Here is a 25,083-nt window from a genome sequence, read left to right as displayed (position 1 = left end):
TAATAAGCAAGTAACCAAACCGTAGTGCTGCCCATAAGCCACGCGAGACGCGCGTCTCGCGATGTCTGTTTCCGCACTGTTGCCTCTGCTTCTCGACGAATGCAGTCGGAACCGCTCAACTATCGAAGAGAGATCCGGAAGGGCTATCCGACCGGATTGAACAATTTTGGACATGTCATGACTGATCGCCACGAACTCATCCTCACCTGCCCCAAGGGGCTGGAAGGTCTGTTGCTTGAAGAGGCCATTGGCCTCGGACTTGAGGAGGCGCGCGAGCAGACCGCAGCGATCCGAGGGTTTGCCAACATGGAGGTTGCGTATCGGCTGTGCCTCTGGTCGCGTCTGGCCAATCGAGTGTTGCTGGTGATCCATCGTTTCGCCACGGTAAATGCCGAGACTCTGTATGAAGGCGTTCACCAGGTGGACTGGTCGGAACATCTCGAGGCTACCGGCAGCCTGGCCGTCGAATTCAGCGGTCATGGATCGGGAATCGACAATACTCACTTTGGTGCGCTGAAGGTAAAGGACGCGATCGTCGATCGCCTTCGAACGGCATCCGGCGAGCGCCCGAGTGTCGACAAGCTGAATCCGGATCTTCGTGTACATCTGCGGCTCGATCGCGGTCAGGCGATCCTTTCATTGGATCTTTCCGGGCACAGCCTGCACCAGCGCGGCTACCGCCTGCAGCAGGGCGCCGCGCCCCTGAAGGAGAACCTGGCGGCCGCCGTGCTGATTCGCGCGGGCTGGCCCCGTATCGCCGCAGCGGGTGGCGCGCTGACGGACCCGATGTGTGGCGTGGGTACCTTTCTTATCGAAGGTGCGCTGATGGCCGCTGATGTCGCGCCCAATCTGCGTCGTGAGCGCTGGGGGTTCAGTGCGTGGTTAGGGCATGTTCCAGCCATTTGGAACCGTCTGCATGCCGAAGCGAAGGCGCGCGCCGAAGCGGGACTGGCCAGAAAGCCGTTGTGGATACGGGGTTACGAGGCGGATCCGCGGCTGATACAGCCGGCCAAGAACAATATCGAGCGCGCCGGCCTGGCGAACTGGATCCGTGTCTACCAGGGCGATGTCGCCACGTTTGAGCCGCGCCCCGATCAGCACCAGAAGGGATTAGTGATCTGCAACCCGCCCTACGGCGAGCGGTTGGGCGATGAAGCGAGCCTGGTCTATCTCTATCAGAATCTCGGAGAACGCCTGCGACAAGCCTGCCTCGGTTGGGAAGCTGCGGTGCTGACATCTGCACCGGATCTTGGCAAGCGCACGGGTATCCGCAGTCACAAGCAATACGCCTTCTGGAATGGTGCGCTGCCGTGCAAGCTGTTGTTGATCAAGGTCGAGTTGGATCAGTTCGTTACCGGACAGCGCAAGGCTTCGGTTGAGAGCACGATCGAGGAGCAGCCCGCCGCGGAGCTGGCGCGCCTCAGTGAAGGTGGTCAGATGTTCGCCAACCGGCTGCAAAAGAATCTGAAGCTGCTCGGCAAGTGGGCTCGTAGGGAAGGCATCCAATGCTATCGGCTATACGACGCCGACATGCCCGAGTATGCCCTGGCCATCGATCTGTATGGTGACTGGGTGCATGTGCAGGAATATGCACCGCCGCGTTCGATCGATCCGGAGAAAGCGCAGGCGCGTCTGTACGACGCGCTGGGTGCGATCCCCCAAGCGTTGGGTATTTCCCGCGACCGTGTGGTGGTCAAACGCCGCGAGCGTCAGAGCGGGACGCGCCAGTACGAGCGCCAAGCCAGTCAGGGCGAGTTCCTCGAAGTGAGGGAGGGCGACATCAAGTTACTGGTGAATCTCACCGATTATCTCGATACCGGACTGTTTCTCGATCATCGCCCGCTGCGCCTGCGCATCGCGCGCGAAGCGGCTGACAAGCGCTTTCTGAACCTGTACTGCTATACGGCCACGGCCACCGTGCACGCTGTCAAAGGTGGCGCTCGCAGCACTACCAGCGTCGATCTATCGAAAACCTATCTGGACTGGGCACGGCGCAATCTAGCCCTCAACGGCTTGTCCGATCGGCAGCGTCTGGAGCAGGCGGATGTGATGGCATGGCTGGAGGAGGATCGTGGCGAGTACGATCTGATCTTCATCGACCCGCCGACCTTCTCCAATTCGAAGCGAATGGAAGGTGTTTTCGATGTCCAGCGTGATCATGTCGCCTTGCTCGATCTCGCCATGGCGCGGCTGGCAACCGGCGGTACGCTGTATTTTTCCAACAACTTCCGCAAGTTCGTGCTCGACACGGGCATCACCGAGCGCTACGCGGTGGAGGAAATCACCGGCGCCACACTGGACGAGGATTTCCGGCGCAACAGCAAGATCCATCGCGCCTGGAAGCTCCAGGCGCGATGACCGGCGATGCGGGACGACTGCCCGCATCGCGATGTCGGCACGCGTCGCATGGCCAAGGTTCTACGATGGGTGGCGCTGATGCCTGACTTATATGCCGGCGGCATCGAGCGCCGGCATGCATGGGTTAGCGTTGCGCGGTGCTTTCGTTGCTCGGGCGGTTATAGAGGTTGACCAGAACCTGATCCAATACCGAAGAAGCGCCCCACGGACGCGGGTGGTTGAGAATGGCGACGACAGCCCAGGTATTGCCGTCGTTGTCGCGGCTATAGCCGGCGATCGCCCGCACCGTATTCAGCGTTCCCGTCTTGATATGTGCCTTGCCAGCCACGCCAGTGTTGTGCAGGCGCTTGCGCATGGTGCCGTCTATGGCTGCGAGCGGCATCGAGGAAATGAACTCCGCCGCATACGGGCTCTGCCAGGCCGCCTGCAGCAGGCTGGCCAGCTCTCGGGCGCTGACACGCTCGGCACGCGACAGGCCGGAGCCGTTCTCGATGACCAGGTGCGGTGAAATCAATCCCTTTTTCGCCAGCCACTGGCGGATCACCCGCTGCGCGGCTATCGAATCATCGGCGTCCGTTTCGTTGCGAAATTCTGCGCCCAGGCTCAGGAACAGCTGTCGCGCCATGGTGTTGTTGCTGTACTTGTTGATGTCGCGAATGATCTCGGCCAGATCCGGTGAATAGGCGCGAGCGATCATCCGCGCATCCTTGGGTACCTGGGCGACTCGGTCGCTGCCCAGAATGCTGCCGCCCAATTCCTTCCAGATTGCTCGGACGGCGCCGGCCGCGTAGCGCTGATGGTCGAGTAAGGACAGATAGGTCTGGCCGCTGCATCCGGCCGGAAGTTTGCCGGTGACCACGACCGTAACGCCGTCAGCCTTCTCGATGGGGTTGTAGCGTATATCGGGCCAGCCGGGGCACTTGGCCTTCGGTAAAGCCTGGATGCGATTGTCGACGCGAACCGTGGCGATCGGCGGCTCGACCGTGACGTTTACCTTGCCGCCATCGTTGCGTGCAATAAAACGAAGTGCCTTGAGATTGACCAGCAGGGAATCCGGTCCGACGAGGAACGGCTTGTTCTTGTCGTTGCCATCGTCGTTGAAAATCGGCAATGAAGGTTGCACGAAATGACTGCGGTCGAGTACCAAATCGCCGGTCACGGTCTGAACCCCATTGGCGCGCAGATCACGCAGCAACAACCAGAGTTTCTCCATGTTGAGCTTGGGGTCGCCTCCACCCTTGAGATAGAGGTTCCCGTTGAGAGTACCCTTTTCAATAGGCCCGTCAGCATAGAATTCCGTCTTCCACTGATGGTTGGGGCCCAGCAATTCCAGCGCAGCGTAGGTCGTGACCAACTTCATGGTCGAGGCAGGATTGACCGACACGTCGGCGTTCACAAAGGTCGGCGACGCGTTGCTGTTGAGTGGCAGCATGACGACGGACAGGGCACTGCTTTCTATCTTGTTCGCTTTGAGCGCCTGCGCCACCCGGGGTGGCAGGGTCTGGTTAACTGTTTCGGCGACGGCCGCAAATGCCAGCGGAAGCGTCAGCGTGGCGATCGCGACACGGCCGAGGAACTTGTTGATGACTCTGTTCCGATCGGCTGCAACAGAGAGAGTAGAAATCAAGGGCATGGACGTTCCCTACTGCGTTCAGGGAAAAAGGCGGGCTCATTATGCCCACGTCTGAGAAGTGACGTGCTTCTCATCCGACAAGCGTAGCTGGCGATCTGCGATCTCCGCAAAAAGAATCCACCACTGCCATGGAATTGAATGAATAGGGCAGCAGACTGGCGCCTTCAATCGCACAAGCGTGGCATTGCTGTTAGAGTGCGCGCCGTCAATACGTTAGAAAAAGGACCGGTTCAATGGCTACCAATCGCTCGCGTCGCCTGCGTAAGAAACTCTGTGTCGATGAATTTCAAGAACTGGGTTTCGAAGTCAATCTGACCTACCGTGACGGCCTCGATGCCAAAGCCGTCGACGACTTTCTCGAGGCCTTCCTGAACGAAGCCATCGAAGCCAACGGTCTGGGCTACATCGGGGGTGAGGATTACGGTTTCGTGTGCCTGGCCAGTCGTGGCTCGGTCAATGAAGAGCAGCGCGGGCTGGTCGAGGCGTGGCTTAAGGGTCGCAACGAACTATCCGAATTCAACGTAAGCCCGTTGATGGACGTCTGGTATCCGGAAAACGAGATCAACGCTAAGGCGTGATCGAATCGTTCCTGTCCTGCTCGGTCGCGGTTGTTTGTCGGGATTTGCGCAATGCAATCCGGGCAATCAACCGGCGCAACATGTAAATCAGCAAGGTGACGCCCAGCGCCACACCCACGCCAATGGCAGCATTGATCAGGCGTATCTGCGGCAATTCCCAGTCTTGTGCCAATGTTTCTGCCAACAGCAAGAAGCTCAACGTCGTCTGCAGGACGAAAAGCCCATAGTGATGTGCCTGAAAAGCCCGACTCAGCATCACTAATGGCAGCATGATCATCACCATCATTGGCGGATCCGCCAGGCTATGCCCCATGTATATCAGTACTGCAGCTGCACAGAAAATTCCTATGCTGGCTTGCAGGGCACGAACGAGGCTACGCTGCAGATCCATCTGTAGGCTGGTGAAGACAGCCAGCGTCAACCAATACCCCCGAGGAAGCTCGGCAAGGGTCACTATCAGACCGCCGGCGGCCGCTGCGATTATGTAAGTCAGGGCATGCAGACGCCATTGATGAATTGGCGTACGCCGCGCGCGGCGACGCAGCACTTTCATCAAGCTGAATAACCGAGGCATGTACGGCCACATGCGCAAGCCATGCATGCCGCGTAATCCGAAAGCCAGCAAGGTGACCCAAAGACCTCCCAGGGCGAACAGTGCCGCAATCGCCTGCGGATTGTTGAAGTCACCGATGCCATGCTGACCTTGGCCAAGGCATAGGCAGATCGCCAGGCCGATCCCGAGCTTGCCGGCCTCACTGCCATAGCGCTGCAGCCATGCCAATAACAGGCCGTAGAAAGCAAACAGGCCAAGGCTGATCAGAGGGTGCGTCGCTGACCAGAATCCCAGCCCGGCGCTACCGGCACCGAGGCCTATCAACAACAGCATTCGTAGCATGCCGAGGCGGTGCAGCGGGTTCGCCTTGGCCGCCTGAAAGGCCCCGACCGTGGCCCATAGAAAACCGGGGTGGCCACTGAACAACCCGAGCAGAAGCGGTAACGCACAGCCGAGGCCGGCGACGGCCGCTGCGCCCCAGGCGGGGCGGCCAGGCTGCCAACCGACGATTTTCCATAGCGGTTTCTTCATCTGTCTCACGTCGGGCTTGAGCGTCCTGTCATTTCGCCGGCCATCTCGGTCGCGTAGCTGTCGGTCATGCCGGCGATGAAATCGATCATCCGCACAAAAGAGTGATACAGCGGCCAGTCAGGGTTCGGTGCGTTGCTACCGAGCAGATCCAGTATGCGGCGATTCTTAAAGGACGGCGTCCTTCCGCCGTGCTGTTCCAGTGCGGCGCCACAGAAGGCGTTAAGGAGGATTTCGAGCGTGGTATAAGCGCCGATTTCGTGAAGCGTCTTGCGCTTGTCTTGAAAGATCTTTTCCCGTGCCATGGCTTTGGCTTGCAGCACGCACTGTTTGGCCGGGCCGTGCATATGCTCGACCAGATCGCCGGCGAGTTTCCCGCTCAGCAATGCCTGCTGCTGCTCGACGAAGGCGCGTGCCGCAGCGTTGGTGAGATGCTCGATGGCCTTGCCTCTGAGAATTGCCAGCTTGCGCCTGCGCGAATCCCCGGGACCGAGCTGCCGGTAGGTCTCCGGGAGGTCGTCGCCCACCAAGTTCAGCAGCAGGGCCTCGACCTCAGCGTAATCGAGCAGGTCCATTTCCAGCCCATCTTCCAGATCGATGAGGCCGTAGCAAATATCGTCTGCCGCCTCCATCAGATAGACCAGCGGATGACGCGCCCAGCGCTGCTCGTCCAGCTTCGGCAGGCCGAGCTTCGAGGCGATCTGTTCGAGCAGAGGCAACTCGCACTGATAGCAGCCGAACTTGTGTTTCTTGTAGCCGAGCGCCTCGGCATGACGCGATGTCCAAGGGTACTTGAGGTAGGTGCCAAGCGTTGCATAGGTCAGTCGGGTACCACCGTCGAACTGGTGGTACTCAAGCTGCGTAAGCACCCTGAAGCCTTGCGCGTTGCCCTCAAAATTCAAGAAATCGGCTCGTTCAGCATTGCTCATGCTATCCAGCCAGCCACGTCCGGCAGCCTGTTGAAACCAATGGCGAATCGCATCTTCTCCCGAGTGGCCGAACGGGGGATTGCCGATATCGTGAGCGAGGCAGGCAGACTGAATGATCATGCCGAGGTCTGCTGGGCTGCACCATTCCGGCATATCGTCACGCAACACTTCGCCTACACGCATACCGAGTGAGCGCCCGACGCAACTCACCTCCAACGAATGAGTAAGACGAGTGTGTATATGGTCGTTACTGGAGACGGGATGCACTTGGGTCTTGCGCCCGAGCCGACGGAACGCTCCGGAAAAGATGATCCTGTCGTGATCCTTGTGAAACGGACTTCGACCAAGCTCTTCATTACTGTGGACGGATTTCCCGAGCCGTTCACGATTGAGCAACGTGTGCCAATCCAAAGAGCAATCTCCTAGATGTCGACAGTGGGCCGGTTTGCCAGGCAATTGCACCCCCTCGCTGCGAATGCGGAGGGTTCGTTCTGCGGGCATCCCAGAGTATCACTGCAGCCTACAGCACTTGCTGACTGCGTGGCACGCACGCATCGCATGAACTGGCGGTCAGCTACCCGCTGAGCTTTTGCTGGACTAATGTCGCAGCTTGCGGACCACCGGATATAGCATGATGCCCAGTCGGGCGAGTTTGCCTACCTTGCCTAGGCGGCGACCGAACAGGGTCAGTGCCAAGGTGGTAGCAATCATCAGCGGGCCCTTTCGAATATGATGATCGGAAGAATTACCGCGGCTCGCGACCATGCCCTTAATCCGCTGGAAGGGGTGGGCTAGCGGCTGCGAGTGATAGAGGAGTTGCTGACGGTTCATCTCCATGCGCAACCGAACAAGGTCCTTGCGCATGGCTAGATCGCTGGAGCTGCTAAGGGGAAGGCTCATGGCAGTAAACGCTCTCGATTGCGGGCCAGTTCTTCAACCGTCGCTTGGAAGGGTGAAGCGCTCTCTTTGGCAAGGCGGATTGCTCGGCTGATACATACCGCCAAGGCAATTGCATAGAGCACGCAGAGCACCAGAATCGCCGTGATAGGGTTGCTGTCCCAGAAAGCAATCACAATCGCCGCCGAGAGACCAACCAGAATCAACAGCCCGAGTATCAGACTGATACTGGCGAGAAGAAAGAGTTTGAACACCCGCGCTCTTTCTTCCTGAATCTCGATACCGACCAGCTCCAGATGCCCTTGTACGAGACCAGCAAGCGCACTACCCATCTTCTTGATGGAGGGCGCTGGGGCTTCGTCAGCGTGCTTGGTTTCCATTGGATCCGTCCCCCACATCAGCGGCGGGTGATCAAGCCGAAGAGAAAACCGACGCCTGCGGCAATACCGATCGACTGCCATGGATGAGTATGGACATATTCCTCGGTGCACTGGATGGCTGCCTGACCTTGCTCACGCAACGTACCTTCCTGTTCTTTGAGCATTTGACGGGCGCGACCCAGGTTAGCGTTGATCTTGCCGCGCAATTCCTCGGTCTGCGCACCTGCGGTGTCCTGCGTATGCTTCAGCAGGCGCTCGGTATCGCCGATCAACGTGTGGAACTCTTCGATGAGTGCGTTCTGAGCGGCTTGTAGGTTGCGGCGGTGTGCGGATTTGTCCACCAGTGGTCCGGTCGCTCCGGTGGATGCATTGGGGATAGGGGTATCGTCGCTGGTGCCGAAAGTTGATTCGGTAGACATCTGCAGCTCCTCTTCAGTCACGCTGGGACAAAAGGTCCCAGTGCCTCAAGTTTCGAGCACGCTGATGACGCAAGGTTCCCGCTCCGTTTGAGTCGTTTTGCGGAGGCGATCGGCGTTAGCTAATACGCCAGTTTCCAATTGCTCCGCGCTACTAGGAAAAATCCGGAAAAAGAAAACCCGCCGAAGCGGGTTTTCTAGATCTACTGCATTTGCATGCCCGTAGCCGCTATTACATCAGCGGAATGGTGTAGCTGACGATCAGGCGGTTCTGATCGATATCCTTATCGTTGTTATTGCTGCTGCGGTATGTGCCGTTACGCCATTTCACGCCGAGGTTCTTCAGGGTGCCTTCCTGGAAAACGTAGCCGATGTCGGTGTTACGTTCCCACTCCTTGCCATTCCCGCCAACCCCAAAGTCGTCGCCGGTAACATAGCGAGTCATGAAAGTCAGGCCAGGAATGCCCATGGCAGCGAAGTTGTAATCATAGCGCGCTTGCCAAGACTTTTCGTCAGCGTTGGCAAAGTCTGCAGAAAGCATTACGTAGTTGACCAGATAGGGGTCAGTACTGGCGCCGGTATAGGCGAAACCAGTATCGCCACTCATCTTCTGATAACCCAATCCGAAGCTATGACCGGTTATGGAGTAGGTGACCATTGCTCCGATGGCTTTGTTGTCTACAGAGGACGAGCCGTCATCCGTCGAACGCGCATAGCGCAGGTCAGTTTTCAGAGATTGGTTTTCGCCGAGCGGCAGGACGTGAATGAGGTTAAAGGAATGCTGTTTGTAAACTTCCTCAAGGTTGCTGTAATAGTACGCGCCCTTCAGGTCCTTCGTGAACGAATAGGTCGCACCCGCAAAAAGGAAGTCTTCGGGCTCGTCGCCGGTAGCCCCGCCCTTACCGCTAAACTTCAGATCTTCATAGTTCGTGGAATCGCGATCGTTTTCTTCCGTCAGATAGCCGGCGTCCAAAGTGAGACCATCGATCTCATTGGAAATAATCTGACCACCCTTGAAGGTCTGTGGCAGTAGGCGCGAGTCGCTACGCGAAATTGCCATGTTTTTCGGTTCGATCGTGCCGACTTTCAATACAGTCTTGGAGATTTTTGCTTTGGCGGTCAGACCCAGCGACGAGAAGTCATCAGGGGCTTCGTTTCCGAAAGAGCTCGGCATCAGGCCAGTGCCGCCTGTGTCTTCGCTGGAATACAGCTTGAGACCCATGAGTCCCAGCGCATCAACGCCGAAGCCTACAGTGCCTTCGGTATAGCCAGATTCAGCGCGAAGAATGAAGCCTTGCCCCCATTCTTCGGACTTCGATTGAGCGGTGGATGCGTTGGAGCGGTTGTCACTGTTGTAATAAAAGTTACGCAGCTCCAAGTTGACTTTGCTGTCGTCAACAAATGCAGCTTGAGCCATGGTAGGGATGGCCAGTGTTGCTCCCAGAGTGGCTAGGGCCACGCCCCGGGCGATTGGGGTCTTGAGCATTTCTTATTTCTCCTCGTTGGATGATGCTCTGAAGTCGCTCTTACGGCGCCATGCAATAAAGCACTACATAAGTAATTGAGCCCTTAGACCTTAGTCTTTAAGGCTTAAGCATGAAAGTGTCGGCTAAACCACTCGGCAGTTGGTTTACTTCAATTTGATGCAGGCATCAAGTGTTGCTGCCGATACGCACCTACACATCCGGCCCTACGGCTCTATGGCCGCTTGGGTTGCCGCATCCTAGCTGTTTGCCAGCGTCGCGTCGATTGTCTAAATCAAACCATCGTTTGAGTGGGGTGGAGGTCACACTTTTTCTAACTGAGTAAACCGAAAGAACGAGACTAGCGGCTCCCAGCTGCATCATGTCGGGCCTGCTAGAATGGCATGGCATGTTTCAATGAGCCGTACTTATGTATCTGCCTGAATGCCAACTGTTTGGGACGCTGGGGTGCCACCTGTGTGAACAGGCCGAGGCGGAGCTTCTGCCGCTGGTGGACAATGGGCTGCTGGTGGAGTTGCTGGATATAGCGGAGCGACCTGAATGGATCGACGAATACGGCTTGCGTATACCCGTGTTGCGGCGAATCGATACGGGTGCCGAGTTGGACTGGCCATTTGAAGCAGAACAAGTCGTTTGGTTTTTGCGGTGATGATAAGGGCCCGCTAGTCGAGCGGTCGTCGTCGAGGTCAGTGATAGGGGGAGTGGTCGCTGAGCCCCGATGGTGGTGGGCTACAGAATTTGCGCGATGGAATGAGTCTAGGCGCAGAGGGTCGGGCTACAAAAAAACCGGCCAGTGGCCGGTTTGTACATCAGGCTTGTTTAGCCTGGTGTCGGGATTTGGTCGGAGCGACTGGATTCGAACCAGCGACCTTCTCGTCCCGAACGAGACGCGCTACCAAGCTGCGCTACGCTCCGAAGATGGCGCGCATTTTACAGAAAAAGTTTTGCTTCACAAGCGTTTAGCAGGCGCTTTTTTTGACGGTGCCGGGCAGTGTGCTCGGCACCAGAGCGGAGGGCAATTAGAGTTCCTTGACTGTACGAACCTGATCCTTATTGACCGTGCCTGGCTTACCATCGATGCCTTCAAATTCATAAAAGCCCGCTTCTTCGTCAAATTCCGGACTGTCCAGTGTCTGGATTTCTCGGCCATCGTTGAGCGTGATGACGCTGGGGCTCGAGCAGCCCGCAAGGGAGGCCAGTCCGACCAGTAATGCCAAGGCGGGTCCGGTTGCTGCGCGCATGATAATTCTCCTATGGGTGGTTGCGTCTGTGACGGTGATCGTCGGCGCTAAGTTCCCTGAGGCGGTGTTTGCTCCGAAAGCAGCTCAGGTGAGTTCAGATTGGCTAGACGAGGATCGTCTATGTCGAGGTCCAGTGCCCATGCACGCAGCGTCAGCAGTATCTTACGGTTGCTTCGCTCACCCGCCTGCCATGCACCTTCAACAGCGGGCGCGAGGCAGGTGGGAATGATGCAGAACAGCGGTTCCCACTGCGCGCCACGGCGAGCCATTACCGCGGTATCCGGCACCGCTTGAGCTTTCTCGTACAGCTGTATAAGCAGTGCCTCGTCGATCAGCGGTGCGTCGCAGGGCACTACCATGAGCCAAGGGTGGCGAGCGGCCGCGAGACCCGCACGAATACCCGCTAGGGGACCGGGGAAATCCGGTTCGTTATCGCTGACCAGCCGATCGGCGAACGCTGCGTAATGCTGCTGGTTACGGTTGCAAGAAATGAGCAGGTCGTCGGTCAGCGGGCGGGCGACGCGATAAGGCCAGGCTACGAGTGGCTGGCCGTGCCACTCCATCAGCCCCTTGTCTCGCCCGCCCATTCGCTGTCCGCGGCCGCCGGCCAGCAGCAGAATCGAGCAATCCGCTAGCCTTTGTCGTTGCATCAACTGCTCCTTTAAAAGCCTGTGATATAACACCCCCGAACTGAATTCACCAATCGGGAAGCCTGTATGAGTCACCTCGCTGATCAATCTTTCGTTCCGTTGAATATCGCCGTCCTGACGGTCAGCGATACCCGCTCGGTAGAGACCGATACCTCCGGACAGTTGCTCGTCGATCGGCTGCTGGCTGCCGGGCATCGGCTCGCATCGCGGGTGCTGCTCAAGGATGATCTGTACCGGATTCGCGCGCAGGTTGCGAATTGGATTGCGGAGGACGGGGTGCAGGTTGTGTTGATCACCGGTGGAACGGGATTCACTGCGCGGGACAGCACGCCGGAAGCGGTGGCGTGCCTGCTGGACAAGCAGGTCGACGGTTTTGGTGAGCTGTTTCGCCAGATTTCGGTTGGCGATATCGGAAGCTCCACCGTTCAGTCGCGGGCCCTGGCCGGATTGGCGAACGCCACACTGGTTTGTTGCCTGCCCGGATCGACCAATGCCTGCCGGACCGCCTGGGATGGCATTCTCGCCGAGCAGCTCGATGCGCGTCATCGTCCATGCAATTTCGTGCCTCATCTCAAGCAGGCCGAGCACTGCGAGAGCCGCACCTGATGGCTGGCGAAGCTCAAGCGCTGATGCCGGTGGAGCAAGCGCTGGAGGCGTTGCTTAGGCAGGCGCAGGCTGCTCCGATCACCGGCGTCGAAACCATATCGATCGAAGAGGCGGCTGGGCGAATACTATCTGAGCCGCTGAGGGCTACCTTGGATTTGCCGCCATGGCCGAATAGTGCGATGGATGGTTACGCCGTCTGCACAGCGGATCTGGAAGGGCAGCCACTAAGTGTCTGCCAGAAGATTTTTGCCGGTACCCAGCCCAAGCCGCTGGAGGCAGGTCGTTGTGCGCGGATTTTCACTGGCGCGCCGATGCCCGAAGGTGCCGACAGTGTGGAGATGCAGGAAAACGTCGAGCTGCTCGATGATGGTCGAGTGCGCTTCATCGAGCCGATACGGGCTGGGCAGCATGTTCGCCCGCAGGGTGGTGAAGCTCGAGCGGGTGACGAGGTGCTGGCAGCTGGGGTGCGCTTGGGGCCGATCGAGCTGGGGCTGGCCGCGTCATTGGGCGCGGCGCAGCTGCGTGTGAGCCGGAAGATCAGGGTTGCTCTGCTTTCAACGGGGGACGAGCTGGTCGATCCCGGCGAATCGCTTCGGCCGGGACAGATCTATAACAGTAATCGCGTGCTGTTGCGTCACTGGCTGCACCGTTTGGGATGCGAGGTCATTGATGCCGGAATCGTGCGCGATGACGCCGAGCAGGTTCGCCAGTGTCTAGCAGGCCTTGCCGACGTCGACCTGATTCTTTCCACGGGTGGCGTATCGGTAGGCGAGGCGGATTTCCTCGGCCAGGTGCTGCGCGAAGAAGGTGAGCTGACACTTTGGAAGCTGGCGATCAAGCCAGGCAAACCGCTGACTTGTGGCAGCTACCGTGGCGTCGCGGTTATCGGCTTGCCGGGCAATCCCGCCTCGACGTTGGTCACCTTTGGTTTGCTGGCCCGGCCTTATCTGTTGCGCCGGATGGGCGTCACCGAGGTGACACCTTTGAGCATTCAGGTGCCCGCAGGTTTCAGTTGGACCAAGCCTGGCAAGCGCCGCGAATACCTTCGGGCACGCCTCGAGTCAGGCAGGGCGGTGCTCTATGCGAACCAGAGCTCTTCGATTCTGCGCAGTGCGGCCTGGGCGGACGGGTTGGTTGAGGTGCGTGAGCACAGCCAGCTGAGTGAAGGTGACCTCGTCTCTTTTATTTCCTTTACCGAACTGCTGGGCTGAAGGCGCGCCCCCTGAATCCCCGTCCAGGAGTCGGCGCATTCGGCCGGGCTCACCGCTGGTCCCTGCATCACGTCGGGCGGGGTGGGTGGCTCGGCGCTGGCAATAAACTGATCAGGTTTTTCATTGTCTACCTTTCCCGTCTGCGCCAGATGTGGCGGTGATGTGTCTGGTCATAACAAGGAGAAACCTGATGCAGGAGAGAAACGCCTGGGTCGATTACGCCAAAGCCATCGGAATCATCTTGGTCGTCTACGGGCATGTCGCGCGCGGGGTGTTCAACGCCGGTTTGCCGATGGAAGAGGGTACCTATCTTCTCGTCGACAGCATCATCTATAGCTTCCACATGCCGCTGTTTTTCTTTTTGTCGGGCTTGTTCTTCTACGACTCGCTGATTAAGCGCGGGACGACCGGGCTGATCGTCAACAAGGTGGACACGGTCGTCTACCCCTTCATCGTGTGGTCCCTGTTGCAAGGCCTGATCGAAGTGATGCTGTCGAACTACACCAATGGTGAAGTCACGTTAGGGCAGGTGTTTTCGCTGCTCTGGTCACCGCGAGCGCAGTTCTGGTTTCTCTATGCGCTGTTTCTGGTGTTTGTGGTCTGTTCGTTCGTCTACGCCAAGGCGGATCGCCGTTACTTTCTTCCCATATTGTTGGCGTTCGGTGCGTTTTATGTGTTCAAGCAGGATCTGGCGATGGGTAATATCGGCAGGTTCATCTTCGGCAATGCGGTATTTTTTGCGCTCGGCGTCTGGTTCAACGAGATCAAGGCCTATTTCCTCACTCGTTATGTTCCGCTCACTTGGTTGCTCGGGTCGCTATTCGTGGTTGGTCAGTACCTGTTCCACATTACCTTTGGTTTGAACTGGGAAGTCGGTGGCTTGCCCGTACTTGCGCTTGCAACCATTTCGATCCTTTTCGTGGTGTCGCTATCGATGTGGTTGGGCCGGATTCGTATCGAATGGTTGCTTTTCGTCGGCGCTTCTTCGATGACTATTTACCTGATGCACATTCTCGCTGGAAGCGGGGTTCGGGTGATTCTCAGCAGCTTCCTGGGCATCGATTCGATCCCGGCGCACCTGCTGCTTGGAACTCTGACCGGGCTCGCGGCGCCGTTACTGGCGCAAGTGGTTATCAAGCGCTACGACTTGTATTTCTTGCTAGCCCCGCCGAAGTCCTTCTCTGCAACCAGTCTGCGAACCCGCAGGGCGGTGGCGCACTGAGCTGTCGCCAGGCGGGCTTCGCTGCGGTCTGCCCGTCTGGCTGCGGTCGTTTCGCTTGACCGCCCGCCTGATTGCGGGTCGCTCATCGAAGCGTGTCGATTAGCCGCAATTGATTTGCTGGATTTTCAACGCATCGTCGGTCATCAGGTTCAGTCGGCCGGCGTTATATTCGAGAGTCACCACATCTCCAGGCCTGAGAATGCGTGCGACGGAGGCTCCGCTTTCCCGGCGCGCCTGATCGAGCAGCGCTGGAGTCGCCTGCTCCCCGACGAGCTTCTCTATAGCAGACGCGGTGCACCGGTTGGTTGCGTTCTGAGGTGCTTGCGCCTGTTCGGATGGCGATGATTGGCAGCCGAGCAGAATGGAACCGCACCACATCACTGCAATCAGGCGGCTGGCTCGCATGTTGGTCTCCTTTAACGAGATGGGTTATCGGCTAAGGCTTCTTGGAGGTCAGAGCCGCTCGAGGTCTAAACCATAGCGTGTAGGGAACCGGTGGAACAGTGCCTCGTCTTACTTCTGACGGCCCGTCGCTAACTGCACTGGCTACCGAACAAAAAGATAAGGAGTTCCGCCATGTTCAACTCTTCCCTGATGAAGCGTGTGGCCGCCCTATTGGCAGCGATGCATTTCATGCTGTTCGCGCAGATTCCAATGGCCCAGGCGGCGATGATTGGTACACCTGAAATCATTGCCGAACAACAGCAGCAGGTGGATCGCCAGCAGTTGCTAACGATGCTCGAAGATAAAGATGTCCAGAAAAAATTGGTATCGATGGGGGTCGAGCGCGATCAGGTTGAGCAGCGAATCAACAGCCTGACACCGGCGGAACTCGCGCAATTCAATCAGCAACTGGATCAGGCGCCAGCCGGTGCTGGGGTGGTCGGGATCATCGTTCTGTTCCTGGTGATCTTCATCATTACCGACCTGCTTTGCGCGACTAACATCTTCAACTTCGTCAACTGCATCAACCGTTGATACATCGACTAATCCTGCTGTTTGCGGTCTTCGCTCTCGGGGGGTGCGCGCGGTCTCCAATCGTTCCGGTTGGGTCTGCCGGACTTCCTGAGCGGGTTGAGCTAGTAGAAGTTCCGTTCTTCCCGCAGGAAGACTATCAGTGCGGGCCGGCTGCGCTTGCCACGATGCTTGTCCAGCGTGGCATCGATACGGGACCGGACCAGCTCGTCAAGCGGGTTTATCTTCCGCAGCGCAAGGGCAGTTTGCAGATTGAGATGGTGGCTGCTGCCCGCGCGCACGATCTGCTGGTCTATCCATTGGAGCCTCGGCTGGAATCGGTGCTCTCCGAGGTTGCGGCAGGAAATCCTGTTTTGGTCCTGCAGAACCTTGCCTTCGATCGCTGGCCTCAATGGCATTTTGCAGTTGTGGTGGGATACGACCTGACAGATCAGACGCTTGTGCTGCGGTCCGGGACCACCCGGCGCTGGACCGGAAGTTTTCGTCAGTTCGAGCGCAGCTGGGCCAAGGGCAAGCGGTGGGCAGTGGTAACGGTTCCGCCTGATCGACTGCCGCGAACCGCCCAGGAAACGGTCTGGCTGGAGGCTGCGAATGACCTTGAGCAAACCGGGCACGGTGGGGCGGCGCTAACCGCCTACGAAACGGCTGCGGAACATTGGTCGAGTGGCTTGTCTTGGTTCGTGCTGGCCAACGCTCGGTACGCACAGGGCGATAAGCGTGCAGCGGAGCGCGCCCTGCGGACGAGTGTTCAACGTGACAATTCCTTCGCGCCTGGCTGGTTTAACCTTTCGCAGGTATTGGCGGAGCAGGGATGCAGTGCTCGGGCATCCGCAGCGCGCATTTGCGCGGGGCAACTCGCACCGGAGGACGAGCGATTCAAGGCCGAGTTACCCAAGGGGGGCGAAGAGCCCAGCACTTGCGAGGCGCTTCCGTCATGTCCCGTTCGGTGACGCGTCAAAAGCCGATTTTGTCGCGCAGGCTGTAGTAGAGCGCACCCAGTGCGCTCAGTGGTGCGCTGAATGCCTGTCCTCCGGGGAATGGATAATGCGGCAAACTGGCAAAAGCATCGAAGCGCTCGGCCTGTCCTCGCAAGGCTTCGGCGATGACTTTCCCTGCGACATGGGTATAGGTGACCCCGTGACCACTGCAGCCTTGTGAATAGTAGAGATTGCCATCGAGCCGCCCGACCTGAGGTAAACGCGATAGCGTCATTAGAAAATTGCCGGTCCAGGCGAACTCCGTTTTGATGCCTTGCAACTGCGGAAACGTTTGGAGCATTTTCGGCCGAATGATCGAATCAATATCGGCCGGATCGCGGGCGCCATAAACCACTCCGCCCCCATAGATCAAACGTTTGTCGGCGGAAAGGCGAAAGTAGTCCAACAAATAATTGCAGTCCTCGACGCAGTAATCCTGCGGCAGCAGCGTCGCCGCGAGCTCAGGTTCGAGCGGCTCTGTGGCGATGACCTGAGTGCCGCAGGGCATGGATTTGGCTGCCAGCTCTGGAACCAGTCCACCTAGATAGGCATTTCCGGCGACGACCACGAATTTAGCGGTCACCTGTCCATGTTGGGTGTGTACTCGCGGTGTGTTGCCTCGGTCTATACGAATCGCTGGGCTCTGTTCGTAGATGACGCCACCGAGCGATTCGACCGCTAATGCTTCGCCCAGCGCAAGGTTGAGCGGGTGGATATGTCCGCCGCCGTGATCCAGCATGCCGCCAATGTATCGCTCGCAAGCCACGACGTTTCGAATGCCGGAGTTATCGAGCATTTCCAGTTGATCGTAGCCGTAACGCTCCCAAAGATTCTTCTGCGCTTCGAGATGGCGCATCTGCTTGGCGTTGAAAGCGGCGAACACGCCCCCGTTTTTAAGATCGCAGTCGATGCCGTAGCGCGCGACGCGCTCGCGAATGATCCGTCCACCCTCGAAGGCCATCGCGCCGATCAGCCGCGCTTCGTCACTCCCGGCGCTGCGCTCGACAGTATCGATATCGCGGCTGTAGCTGTTGACGATCTGCCCGCCATTGCGTCCGGAGGCGCCGAAGCCGACCTTTGCGGCCTCTAGAGCGATGACGCGGAAGCCTTGTTCAAGCAGGAACAGCGCAGTCGACAGCCCAGTGTAGCCAGCACCGATCACGCAGACGTCAGTCTCGATATCGCAGCCTAACGCGGCGCGATCTGGCGCCGGATTCGCCGAGGCTGCGTAGTAGGACGACGGGTAGGGGGTGTGCGACATTCTGTTTGCCCTGTTTTGAATATTTGACGCCGATGCTATCTCTACAAGCCTTCCGATGCCATAGCGGCGCCAGAGACCTTTCGGAAACCAAAAATTACGTATATCAGTGGCTTAGCGAAAAAATCGCTTGACTCTCTCAGGCGTATCTCTAAAATGCGCGTCCATCGGAGGCACATAGCTCAGTTGGTTAGAGCACCACCTTGACATGGTGGGGGTCGTTGGTTCGAATCCAATTGTGCCTACCAATTCCGAAAAGGGTCGCGCTAGCGACCCTTTTTTTATGCCTTGCTTGTCAGCGCGGCGGCTTTCTGAAAGCATCCGTGATCCATATTTTCCAGTGAGTTCGGTCCGTGTCGATCAGCCTCAGGGCTCCTGCCAACGTGCGGCAGGTAATTTCGGCGGGTCGCTTTCCTGGCTCATCCCAACCCACGTGGCCTTTGGTAGGGGTCACCACTAGGAGAGGAGGCGCCATGCCCACCATTACTCTTCCTGACGGTAGTCAGCGTTCGTTCGATCACCCGGTATCCGTTGCTGAAGTGGCTCAGTCCATTGGCGCTGGCTTAGCCAAGGCCACTCTTGCCGGCAAGGTAGATGGTCGTCTGGTCGATGCGTGCGATCTGATCGAGAGCGACGCGAGCCTGCAGATCATCACACCGAAGGATGAAGAGGGACTGGAGATTATTCGCCACTCCTGTGCGCACCTGGTCGGGCATGCGGTCAAGCAGCTTTATCCATCCGCGAAAATGGTTATCGGCCCGGTGATCGCCGAAGGCTTTTATTATGATATCGCCTTCGAGCGGCCGTTTACGCCGGACGATATGGCTGCAATCGAGCAGCGCATGAAAGAGCTGATCGACACCGAATACGACGTCGTCAAGAAGGTTACGCCGCGTTCTGAAGTCATCGAGGTGTTCCAGTCCCGCGGTGAAGATTACAAGCTGCGTCTGGTCGAGGACATGCCTGACGAGGAGGCGATGGGGCTGTATTACCACGAAGAGTACGTCGACATGTGCCGTGGCCCGCATGTGCCGAATACCCGCTTCCTCAAGTCTTTCAAGCTTACCAAGCTGTCCGGCGCCTACTGGCGTGGCGATGCGAAGAACGAACAGCTGCAACGTGTCTATGGCACCGCATGGGCGGATAAGAAGCAGCTTGCGGCCTACATCCAGCGCATTGAAGAGGCCGAGAAGCGCGACCATCGCAAGATCGGCAAGCGCCTGGACCTGTTCCATACCCAGGAAGAAGCGCCTGGCATGGTGTTCTGGCATCCAAATGGCTGGACCCTGTACCAAGTGCTCGAGCAATACATGCGCGTGGTGCAGCGTGAGAACGGCTACCAGGAAATTCGCACACCTCAGGTTGTTGATCGCAGCCTGTGGGAGAAGTCCGGTCACTGGGCAAACTATGCGGAAAACATGTTCACCACCGAGTCGGAAAGCCGCGATTACGCGATCAAGCCGATGAACTGCCCCTGCCATGTGCAAGTGTACAACCAAGGCTTGAAGAGCTATCGCGAGCTGCCGCTGCGCCTGGCTGAATTCGGTGCCTGTCACCGTAACGAGCCGTCGGGTGCGCTGCACGGCATCATGCGGGTGCGTGGTTTTACTCAGGACGACGCGCATATTTTCTGTACCGAAGAGCAGATGCAGTCCGAGTCGGCAGCGTTTATCAAGCTGACCCAGGCGGTTTATGCGGATTTCGGTTTCCAGGACATCGAGCTGAAGCTCTCTACACGACCCGAAAAACGTGTTGGCTCCGATGAGCTCTGGGATCGCGCCGAAGCGGCGCTAGCGGCGGCGCTCGACAGTGCCGGACTGCCATACGACCTGCAACCGGGTGAGGGTGCCTTCTATGGCCCGAAGATCGAGTTTTCCCTGAAGGATTGCCTGGGGCGTGTCTGGCAGTGCGGTACCCTGCAGCTGGACTTCAACTTGCCGATCCGACTTGGCGCCGAATACGTCAGTGAGAACAATGACCGTCAGCATCCAGTCATGTTGCACCGAGCCATTCTCGGGTCGTTTGAGCGTTTCATCGGGATTCTGATCGAGCACTACGAAGGCGCATTCCCAGCCTGGCTGGCACCGACTCAGGCCGTGGTGATGAATATCACCGACAAACAGGCAAATTTCGCACTGGAAGTGGAGAAAACACTCAACCAAAGCGGCTTCCGTGCCAAGTCCGACTTGAGAAACGAAAAGATCGGCTTTAAAATCCGCGAGCATACCTTGCTCAAGGTTCCCTATCTCTTGGTTATCGGAGACAGGGAAGTAGAGACACGAGCCGTTGCTGTGCGCACCCGTGAAGGCGTCGATCTGGGCTCCATGCCCCTAGATGACTTTGCGCAGCTGCTGACACAAGCGGTTTCCCGGCGTGGTCGCCAAGAATTGGAGTAATGACTATTAAGCGTGAAATGAGACAGGATAAACGAGCTGCACCCAAGGCCCCGATCAACGAGAATATCTCGGCTCGTGAGGTCCGTTTGATTGGTGCTGATGGCGAGCAGGTTGGCATCGTCTCGATTGATGAAGCGCTTCGTATAGCTGAAGAAGCCAAGTTGGATCTGGTGGAAATTTCCGCCGACGCGGTTCCTCCTGTATGCCGGATCATGGATTACGGCAAGCACCTCTTTGAAAAGAAGAAGCAGGTCGCTGCAGCGAAGAAGAACCAGAAGCAGATCCAGGTTAAAGAAGTAAAGTTTCGTCCAGGGACGGAAGAGGGCGACTACCAGGTCAAGCTACGCAACCTGGTACGTTTCCTGAGTGACGGGGACAGGGCCAAGGTTTCGTTGAGATTCCGCGGCCGTGAGATGGCGCATCAGGAGTTGGGGATGGAACTGTTGAAGCGGGTCGAAGGTGACCTGGCTGAATACGGTTCGGTCGAACAGCATCCAAAGATGGAAGGACGCCAGCTGATCATGGTCATCGCTCCCAAGAAGAAAAAGTAACCACCAGGGCACTGGCAGGCCTTGCGGTTATTTGAAATCACCCACACTGTGGAGTACCGAACATGCCAAAGATGAAGACTAAAAGCGGCGCTGCGAAGCGCTTCAAAAAGACGGCGAATGGCTACAAGCACAAGCACGCTTTCAAGAGCCACATCCTGACCAAAATGTCTACCAAGCGTAAGCGTCAGCTGCGTGGTACATCTCTGATGCACCCGTCTGATAACGCAAAAGTAGAGCGCATGCTGCGCGTTCGTTAATTCGGTCAAGACTCAGAGGAATAACTCATGGCTCGTGTTAAGCGTGGCGTCGTCGCTCGTCGCCGTCACAAGAAAATTCTGAAACTCGCTAAAGGCTACTACGGCGCTCGCTCGCGCGTGTTCCGTGTTGCCAAGCAGGCAGTGATCAAGGCTGGCCAGTATGCCTACCGTGACCGCCGTCAGCGGAAGCGTCAGTTCCGCGCTCTTTGGATCGCTCGTATCAACGCTGGCGCTCGTGTAAACGGTCTGTCCTACAGCCGTTTCATCGCTGGTCTAAAAAAAGCAGCCATCGAGATCGACCGTAAGGTTCTGGCCGAGTTGGCAGTGAACGAAAAAGCAGCTTTTGCTGCGATTGTCGAAAAAGCCAAAGCTTCTCTGGCCTAAGCCCATCGACAATCGAATCCTCGGATTCGTAGCGTCACCGATAGGGGAAGAGCCTTGCGCTCTTCCCCTATTTCGTATCTGAAGGGGCATTTGCAAAAATGCATCTGGCCAAAGCCCACGCGTTGCTCGCCTGGTGCGGTTCTGCAAGAACCTCTGGAGGTTGTACATGGAAAACCTGGATGCACTGGTCTCGCAAGCGCTTGAGGCGGTGCAACATAGTCAAGACATCAATGCCCTGGAGCAGATCCGGGTTCAGTATCTCGGCAAGAAGGGCGAGCTGACCCAGGTCATGCAAACCCTGGGCAAGCTCTCCGCGGAGGAGCGTCCTAAAGCGGGTGCGCTGATCAACGCTGCGAAGAGTCAAGTCCAGAACGAATTGAATGCCAGGAAGGCAGATCTTGAACAGGCTGCCTTGAGTGCCAAGCTGGCCGCTGAGCGGATCGACGTGACCTTACCTGGCAGGGGGGAGGTCTCCGGTGGGCTGCATCCGGTAACGCGTACGCTTGAGCGGATCGAGCAGTTCTTCAGTCATATCGGTTACAGCGTTGCCGAGGGCCCGGAGGTCGAAGACGACTACCACAACTTCGAAGCGCTCAATATCCCAGGCCACCATCCGGCCCGGGCGATGCATGACACCTTTTACTTCAACGCCAACATGCTTCTGCGTACCCATACCTCGCCGGTTCAGGTGCGCACTATGGAGTCGCAGCAGCCACCCATCAGGATCGTCTGCCCGGGTCGTGTCTACCGGTGTGATTCAGATATCACCCACTCGCCGATGTTCCATCAGGTCGAAGGCTTGCTCGTCGATGAGAGCATCAGCTTTGCGGACCTGAAGGGCACCATCGAGCAGTTCTTGCGGGTGTTCTTCGAAAAGCCGCTGGGTGTCCGTTTCCGTCCATCGTTTTTTCCGTTCACCGAGCCGTCTGCCGAAGTGGACATGCAGTGCGTCATGTGCAGCGGAAAGGGATGTCGCGTATGCAAACAGACCGGCTGGCTCGAGGTGATGGGCTGCGGCATGGTCCATCCAAATGTGCTGCGCATGTCCGGTATCGATCCGGAAAAATACCAAGGCTTCGCTTTCGGTATGGGAGCCGAGCGGCTTGCCATGCTGCGTTATGGCGTCAACGACTTACGCCTGTTCTTCGATAACGACCTGAGGTTCCTGGCGCAATTTCGCTAGGTTCAGAGTCCAGTCAAAGAAATTTTAGGAGAGCAGGATGAAATTCAGCGAGCAGTGGTTGCGTACGTGGGTCAATCCGCAAGTTTCCCGTGAGGAACTGGTAGCGCGGCTGTCGATGGTAGGCCTCGAAGTGGATGCGGTCATCCCGGTGGCTGGTGAGTTCAAAGGCGTGGTCGTAGGTGAGGTACTGAGCACCGAGCAGCATCCTGATGCAGACAAGTTGCGCGTGTGTCAGGTCAGTGACGGAATTCAGGCGTTTCAGGTGGTCTGCGGTGCGCCCAATGTGCGCCCCGGCCTGAAGATTCCGTTCGCCATGATCGGAGCTCAACTTCCGGGCGACTTCAACATCAAAAAAGCCAAGCTTCGCGGCGTCGAATCCAACGGTATGCTCTGCTCGGAAACCGAGCTGCAGGTGGGGGCCGATGACAGCGGGCTGATGGAGCTGGCCGAGGATGCGCCGGTCGGTAGCGATTTTCGCGATTATCTTGGGCTCGACGATGCGTGTATCGAGATCGGGCTGACGCCGAATCGTGGTGACTGTCTTTCTATCGCCGGGCTTGCGCGCGAGGTAGGCGCTATCTACGGCGCGGCGGTTACTTCTATTGATATCGTTCCGGTGGCTGTCAGCCACGACGAAGTGCGCCAGGTCGAAGTGCTCGCTCCTAAGGCCTGTCCACGCTACCTCGGGCGCGTGATCCGGAACGTTGACCTGTCGCGACCCACTCCGCTGTGGATGGTCGAGCGGTTGCGTCGTTCCGATATCCGCAGCATCGATGCGGTGGTGGACGTCACTAACTATGTGATGCTCGAACTTGGCCAGCCGCTGCATGCGTTCGATCTTGCCGAGCTCAATGGCGGAGTCAGGGTTCGGATGGCAGAGGAGCAAGAGAAACTAGTCTTGCTCGACGGCCAGGAGGTGACCCTGAGAGGCGATACGCTGGTCATCGCCGACCACCAGCGTGCCTTGGCGATTGCGGGTGTGATGGGTGGTGAGCACAGCGGTGTCAGCGCCTCGACCCAGGATCTGTTCCTTGAAAGCGCTTTTTTCGACACCATTGCGCTCGCTGGCAAGGCTCGTTCCTATGGCTTGCACACTGATGCGTCGCATCGCTACGAGCGTGGGGTGGATTCGCAATTGGCCCGTCGAGCCATGGAGCGGGCCACTGCGCTACTGTTGGAGATTGTCGGAGGCAGCGCCGGCCCCGTAATCGAAGCCGCCAGCGAAGCCGATCTCCCCCGCGTTGCACCGATTCTACTGCGCAAGGATCGAATCGAGCAGATGCTGGGGTTGAGCATGGCGGGCGATCAGGTCGTCTCGCTTTTGTCGGCCCTGGGTTTAGATGTCGTCGAGCTGGGCGAGGAATCCTGGGAAGTCAGTGTGCCCAGTCACCGATTCGACATCAGTCTAGAGGTAGACCTGATCGAGGAACTGGGCCGTCTGTATGGCTACGACCGCTTACCGGTGCGTTACCCCCAGGCTCGTCTAGCGCCCGAAGCCAATCCTGAATCCCGCGCCGAACTACCGGCTTTGCGTCGCTTGCTGGTTGCCCGTGGCTACCAAGAAGCAATTACCTACAGCTTCATCGATCCGAAAATGTTCGAGCTGTTCAGTCCAGGTGTCGAGCCGCTGCAATTGGCCAATCCGATTTCCTCGGACATGGCGGCAATGCGCGCGACGCTCTGGCCAGGGTTGATCAAGGCGCTGCAGTACAACCTCAATCGTCAGCAGACGCGCGTGCGCCTGTTCGAAAGCGGGCTGCGTTTCGTTGGCCAACTGGGCGAGTTGAAGCAGGAGCCGATGCTGGCGGGAGTCATCACCGGAAGTCGCCTGCCAGAAGCCTGGAGCAACGAACGAACAGGGGCTGACTTTTATGACATGAAAGCCGACGTCGAAGCGTTGCTCGGGTATGCCGGAGATGCTGCCGCATATGGCTTTGTCGCTGCCGAGCATCCGGCTTTGCATCCTGGGCAGACTGCTCGAATCGAGCGGGAAGGGCGCCTGGTCGGCTACATTGGAAGTCTTCATCCGGAGTTGGCCGCCACTCTTGGCATCGATCAGCCGGTCTATCTGTTCGAGCTGCTGGTTTCTGAAATCAGCGAAGGCCGGCTGCCGCATTTCAACGAGCTGTCCCGTTTCCCCGAAGTGCGCCGCGACCTGGCTATTCTGGTTGCACGTGAAGTTCCGGCTGACGATGTGTTGCTGTGCATCCGTGAGGCCGCAGGCGAGAACCTGAAAGACCTCAAGCTATTTGATGTGTATCAGGGTAAAGGTATTGATCCTCTTAGCAAAAGTGTGGCAGTAGGCTTGACCTGGCAACACCCTTCGCGCACTCTGAACGACGATGAGGTGAGTGGTGCGATGCAGCAAATCCTCTCCTCCCTGGAAGAAAGGTTCAACGCCACGTTAAGGAAATAG

General features: G+C 57.9%; 25 protein-coding genes and 2 tRNA genes. 15 read left to right on the top strand and 12 right to left on the bottom strand.

The genetic code is table 11. The annotated features are described in order from the left end of the window. Positions 1–177 precede the first annotated feature (177 nt). Positions 178–2,358, top strand: a complete 2,181-nt coding sequence (gene rlmKL, locus CH92_RS12810) for a bifunctional 23S rRNA (guanine(2069)-N(7))-methyltransferase RlmK/23S rRNA (guanine(2445)-N(2))-methyltransferase RlmL (protein ID WP_025242165.1) — start codon at positions 178–180, stop codon at positions 2,356–2,358. Positions 2,359–2,482: 124 nt separating this feature from the next. Here the strand turns inward: rlmKL and dacB are convergent, their stop codons facing one another. After that, positions 2,483–3,991, bottom strand: coding sequence for a D-alanyl-D-alanine carboxypeptidase/D-alanyl-D-alanine endopeptidase (gene dacB / locus CH92_RS12805; RefSeq protein WP_144380993.1), 1,509 nt, complete (start codon positions 3,989–3,991; stop codon positions 2,483–2,485). Between the two features lie 233 nt (positions 3,992–4,224). Between dacB and CH92_RS12800 the strand changes: the two genes are divergently transcribed. Further along, positions 4,225–4,569: a YggL family protein gene (locus tag CH92_RS12800; RefSeq protein ID WP_025242163.1), complete on the top strand. Its 345-nt coding sequence runs from the start codon at positions 4,225–4,227 to the stop codon at positions 4,567–4,569. Here the strand turns inward: CH92_RS12800 and CH92_RS12795 are convergent. The 6 genes from CH92_RS12795 to CH92_RS12770 form a co-directional block, all read right to left on the bottom strand. After that, on the bottom strand, positions 4,559–5,653 hold the full coding sequence (locus tag CH92_RS12795) for an FUSC family protein (RefSeq protein ID WP_025242162.1): 1,095 nt from the start codon (positions 5,651–5,653) through the stop codon (positions 4,559–4,561). The two genes, CH92_RS12800 and CH92_RS12795, sit on opposite strands and share 11 nt — an antisense overlap. A gap of 5 nt (positions 5,654–5,658) precedes the next feature. Then, on the bottom strand, positions 5,659–6,990 hold the full coding sequence (locus tag CH92_RS12790; protein WP_025242161.1) for a deoxyguanosinetriphosphate triphosphohydrolase: 1,332 nt from the start codon (positions 6,988–6,990) through the stop codon (positions 5,659–5,661). 186 nt (positions 6,991–7,176) lie between these two features. Further along, positions 7,177–7,479, bottom strand: a complete 303-nt coding sequence (locus CH92_RS12785; protein ID WP_025242160.1) for a hypothetical protein — start codon at positions 7,477–7,479, stop codon at positions 7,177–7,179. Further along, positions 7,476–7,856: a phage holin family protein gene (locus tag CH92_RS12780; RefSeq protein ID WP_025242159.1), complete on the bottom strand. Its 381-nt coding sequence runs from the start codon at positions 7,854–7,856 to the stop codon at positions 7,476–7,478. The genes CH92_RS12785 and CH92_RS12780 overlap by 4 nt, the downstream gene beginning before the upstream one ends. Positions 7,857–7,873: 17 nt before the next feature. Then, a complete protein-coding gene (locus CH92_RS12775; protein WP_025242158.1) occupies positions 7,874–8,275 on the bottom strand; it encodes a DUF883 family protein in 402 nt (133 codons plus the stop codon). A gap of 229 nt (positions 8,276–8,504) precedes the next feature. Then, on the bottom strand, positions 8,505–9,758 hold the full coding sequence (locus CH92_RS12770) for an OprD family porin (protein WP_025242157.1): 1,254 nt from the start codon (positions 9,756–9,758) through the stop codon (positions 8,505–8,507). A gap of 407 nt (positions 9,759–10,165) precedes the next feature. On the opposite strand from CH92_RS12770, the gene CH92_RS12765 reads away from it, so the two are divergent. Further along, entirely contained in the window at positions 10,166–10,405 is a 240-nt protein-coding gene (locus CH92_RS12765; RefSeq protein WP_025242156.1) for a glutaredoxin family protein, read from the top strand. Positions 10,406–10,594: 189 nt separating this feature from the next. Here CH92_RS12765 and CH92_RS12760 read toward each other — a convergent pair. From CH92_RS12760 to mobA, 3 genes are all read right to left on the bottom strand, one after another. Next, positions 10,595–10,671, bottom strand: a tRNA-Pro gene (locus CH92_RS12760). Between the two features lie 104 nt (positions 10,672–10,775). Continuing rightward, positions 10,776–10,997 (bottom strand): YgdI/YgdR family lipoprotein, encoded by a 222-nt coding sequence (locus CH92_RS12755; protein WP_025242155.1) that lies wholly within the window; start codon positions 10,995–10,997, stop codon positions 10,776–10,778. Between the two features lie 47 nt (positions 10,998–11,044). Beyond that, the gene (mobA, locus tag CH92_RS12750; protein ID WP_025242154.1) at positions 11,045–11,647 is read right to left on the bottom strand and encodes a molybdenum cofactor guanylyltransferase MobA; all 603 of its coding nucleotides are present in this window, start codon (positions 11,645–11,647) and stop codon (positions 11,045–11,047) included. Positions 11,648–11,713: 66 nt separating this feature from the next. On the opposite strand from mobA, the gene moaB reads away from it, so the two are divergent. From moaB to CH92_RS12735, 3 genes are all read left to right on the top strand, one after another. Next, entirely contained in the window at positions 11,714–12,253 is a 540-nt protein-coding gene (moaB, locus tag CH92_RS12745; protein WP_025242153.1) for a molybdenum cofactor biosynthesis protein B, read from the top strand. Then, positions 12,253–13,464, top strand: coding sequence for a gephyrin-like molybdotransferase Glp (gene glp, locus CH92_RS12740; protein ID WP_025242152.1), 1,212 nt, complete (start codon positions 12,253–12,255; stop codon positions 13,462–13,464). The genes moaB and glp overlap by 1 nt, the downstream gene beginning before the upstream one ends. A gap of 190 nt (positions 13,465–13,654) precedes the next feature. Next, positions 13,655–14,686 (top strand): acyltransferase family protein, encoded by a 1,032-nt coding sequence (locus CH92_RS12735; protein ID WP_025242151.1) that lies wholly within the window; start codon positions 13,655–13,657, stop codon positions 14,684–14,686. Between the two features lie 99 nt (positions 14,687–14,785). Here the strand turns inward: CH92_RS12735 and CH92_RS12730 are convergent, their stop codons facing one another. Beyond that, on the bottom strand, positions 14,786–15,091 hold the full coding sequence (locus CH92_RS12730; RefSeq protein WP_025242150.1) for an I78 family peptidase inhibitor: 306 nt from the start codon (positions 15,089–15,091) through the stop codon (positions 14,786–14,788). A gap of 171 nt (positions 15,092–15,262) precedes the next feature. Between CH92_RS12730 and CH92_RS12725 the strand changes: the two genes are divergently transcribed. Next, positions 15,263–15,664, top strand: a complete 402-nt coding sequence (locus tag CH92_RS12725; protein ID WP_025242149.1) for a PA2779 family protein — start codon at positions 15,263–15,265, stop codon at positions 15,662–15,664. Further along, a complete protein-coding gene (locus CH92_RS12720; protein WP_025242148.1) occupies positions 15,661–16,611 on the top strand; it encodes a PA2778 family cysteine peptidase in 951 nt (316 codons plus the stop codon). The genes CH92_RS12725 and CH92_RS12720 overlap by 4 nt, the downstream gene beginning before the upstream one ends. A 4-nt stretch (positions 16,612–16,615) precedes the next feature. On the opposite strand, the gene CH92_RS12715 is transcribed toward CH92_RS12720, so the two are convergent. Next, a complete protein-coding gene (locus tag CH92_RS12715; protein WP_025242147.1) occupies positions 16,616–17,899 on the bottom strand; it encodes an NAD(P)/FAD-dependent oxidoreductase in 1,284 nt (427 codons plus the stop codon). A gap of 168 nt (positions 17,900–18,067) precedes the next feature. Between CH92_RS12715 and CH92_RS12710 the strand changes: the two genes are divergently transcribed. The 7 genes from CH92_RS12710 to pheT all read left to right on the top strand — a co-directional run bounded on the left by CH92_RS12710 (position 18,068) and on the right by pheT (position 25,083). Continuing rightward, positions 18,068–18,144, top strand: a tRNA-Val gene (locus CH92_RS12710). Between the two features lie 225 nt (positions 18,145–18,369). Beyond that, positions 18,370–20,292, top strand: a complete 1,923-nt coding sequence (gene thrS, locus CH92_RS12705) for a threonine--tRNA ligase (protein WP_025242146.1) — start codon at positions 18,370–18,372, stop codon at positions 20,290–20,292. Beyond that, on the top strand, positions 20,292–20,843 hold the full coding sequence (gene infC, locus CH92_RS12700; protein ID WP_019339385.1) for a translation initiation factor IF-3: 552 nt from the start codon (positions 20,292–20,294) through the stop codon (positions 20,841–20,843). Before thrS ends, infC begins: the two co-directional genes overlap by 1 nt. A 62-nt stretch (positions 20,844–20,905) precedes the next feature. Beyond that, entirely contained in the window at positions 20,906–21,100 is a 195-nt protein-coding gene (gene rpmI / locus CH92_RS12695; RefSeq protein ID WP_019339386.1) for a 50S ribosomal protein L35, read from the top strand. A 27-nt stretch (positions 21,101–21,127) separates the two neighbouring features. Then, complete coding sequence (gene rplT / locus CH92_RS12690) at positions 21,128–21,484, top strand: 50S ribosomal protein L20 (protein ID WP_019339387.1); 357 nt, start codon at positions 21,128–21,130, stop codon at positions 21,482–21,484. Positions 21,485–21,650: 166 nt separating this feature from the next. Next, positions 21,651–22,667 (top strand): phenylalanine--tRNA ligase subunit alpha, encoded by a 1,017-nt coding sequence (gene pheS / locus CH92_RS12685; RefSeq protein WP_025242144.1) that lies wholly within the window; start codon positions 21,651–21,653, stop codon positions 22,665–22,667. Positions 22,668–22,704: 37 nt separating this feature from the next. Beyond that, a complete protein-coding gene (pheT, locus tag CH92_RS12680; RefSeq protein WP_025242143.1) occupies positions 22,705–25,083 on the top strand; it encodes a phenylalanine--tRNA ligase subunit beta in 2,379 nt (792 codons plus the stop codon).

Source organism: Stutzerimonas stutzeri (assembly GCF_000590475.1).
In the GTDB taxonomy this organism is placed as follows: domain Bacteria; phylum Pseudomonadota; class Gammaproteobacteria; order Pseudomonadales; family Pseudomonadaceae; genus Stutzerimonas; species Stutzerimonas stutzeri_D.
Note: the sequence above shows the minus strand (reverse complement) of the source record. Positions and strands in the feature narration are given on the sequence as shown.

Coding starts and splice junctions, on each gene's coding strand:
- rlmKL (WP_025242165.1), top strand. CDS start 178: ATGACTGATCGCCACGAACTCATCCTCACCTGCCCCAAGGGGCTGGAA.
- dacB (WP_144380993.1), bottom strand. CDS start 3,991: ATGCCCTTGATTTCTACTCTCTCTGTTGCAGCCGATCGGAACAGAGTC.
- CH92_RS12800 (WP_025242163.1), top strand. CDS start 4,225: ATGGCTACCAATCGCTCGCGTCGCCTGCGTAAGAAACTCTGTGTCGAT.
- CH92_RS12795 (WP_025242162.1), bottom strand. CDS start 5,653: ATGAAGAAACCGCTATGGAAAATCGTCGGTTGGCAGCCTGGCCGCCCC.
- CH92_RS12785 (WP_025242160.1), bottom strand. CDS start 7,479: ATGAGCCTTCCCCTTAGCAGCTCCAGCGATCTAGCCATGCGCAAGGAC.
- CH92_RS12780 (WP_025242159.1), bottom strand. CDS start 7,856: ATGGAAACCAAGCACGCTGACGAAGCCCCAGCGCCCTCCATCAAGAAG.
- CH92_RS12775 (WP_025242158.1), bottom strand. CDS start 8,275: ATGTCTACCGAATCAACTTTCGGCACCAGCGACGATACCCCTATCCCC.
- CH92_RS12770 (WP_025242157.1), bottom strand. CDS start 9,758: ATGCTCAAGACCCCAATCGCCCGGGGCGTGGCCCTAGCCACTCTGGGA.
- CH92_RS12765 (WP_025242156.1), top strand. CDS start 10,166: ATGTATCTGCCTGAATGCCAACTGTTTGGGACGCTGGGGTGCCACCTG.
- CH92_RS12755 (WP_025242155.1), bottom strand. CDS start 10,997: ATGCGCGCAGCAACCGGACCCGCCTTGGCATTACTGGTCGGACTGGCC.
- mobA (WP_025242154.1), bottom strand. CDS start 11,647: ATGCAACGACAAAGGCTAGCGGATTGCTCGATTCTGCTGCTGGCCGGC.
- moaB (WP_025242153.1), top strand. CDS start 11,714: ATGAGTCACCTCGCTGATCAATCTTTCGTTCCGTTGAATATCGCCGTC.
- glp (WP_025242152.1), top strand. CDS start 12,253: ATGGCTGGCGAAGCTCAAGCGCTGATGCCGGTGGAGCAAGCGCTGGAG.
- CH92_RS12735 (WP_025242151.1), top strand. CDS start 13,655: ATGCAGGAGAGAAACGCCTGGGTCGATTACGCCAAAGCCATCGGAATC.
- CH92_RS12730 (WP_025242150.1), bottom strand. CDS start 15,091: ATGCGAGCCAGCCGCCTGATTGCAGTGATGTGGTGCGGTTCCATTCTG.
- CH92_RS12725 (WP_025242149.1), top strand. CDS start 15,263: ATGTTCAACTCTTCCCTGATGAAGCGTGTGGCCGCCCTATTGGCAGCG.
- CH92_RS12715 (WP_025242147.1), bottom strand. CDS start 17,899: ATGTCGCACACCCCCTACCCGTCGTCCTACTACGCAGCCTCGGCGAAT.
- thrS (WP_025242146.1), top strand. CDS start 18,370: ATGCCCACCATTACTCTTCCTGACGGTAGTCAGCGTTCGTTCGATCAC.
- infC (WP_019339385.1), top strand. CDS start 20,292: ATGACTATTAAGCGTGAAATGAGACAGGATAAACGAGCTGCACCCAAG.
- rpmI (WP_019339386.1), top strand. CDS start 20,906: ATGCCAAAGATGAAGACTAAAAGCGGCGCTGCGAAGCGCTTCAAAAAG.
- rplT (WP_019339387.1), top strand. CDS start 21,128: ATGGCTCGTGTTAAGCGTGGCGTCGTCGCTCGTCGCCGTCACAAGAAA.
- pheS (WP_025242144.1), top strand. CDS start 21,651: ATGGAAAACCTGGATGCACTGGTCTCGCAAGCGCTTGAGGCGGTGCAA.
- pheT (WP_025242143.1), top strand. CDS start 22,705: ATGAAATTCAGCGAGCAGTGGTTGCGTACGTGGGTCAATCCGCAAGTT.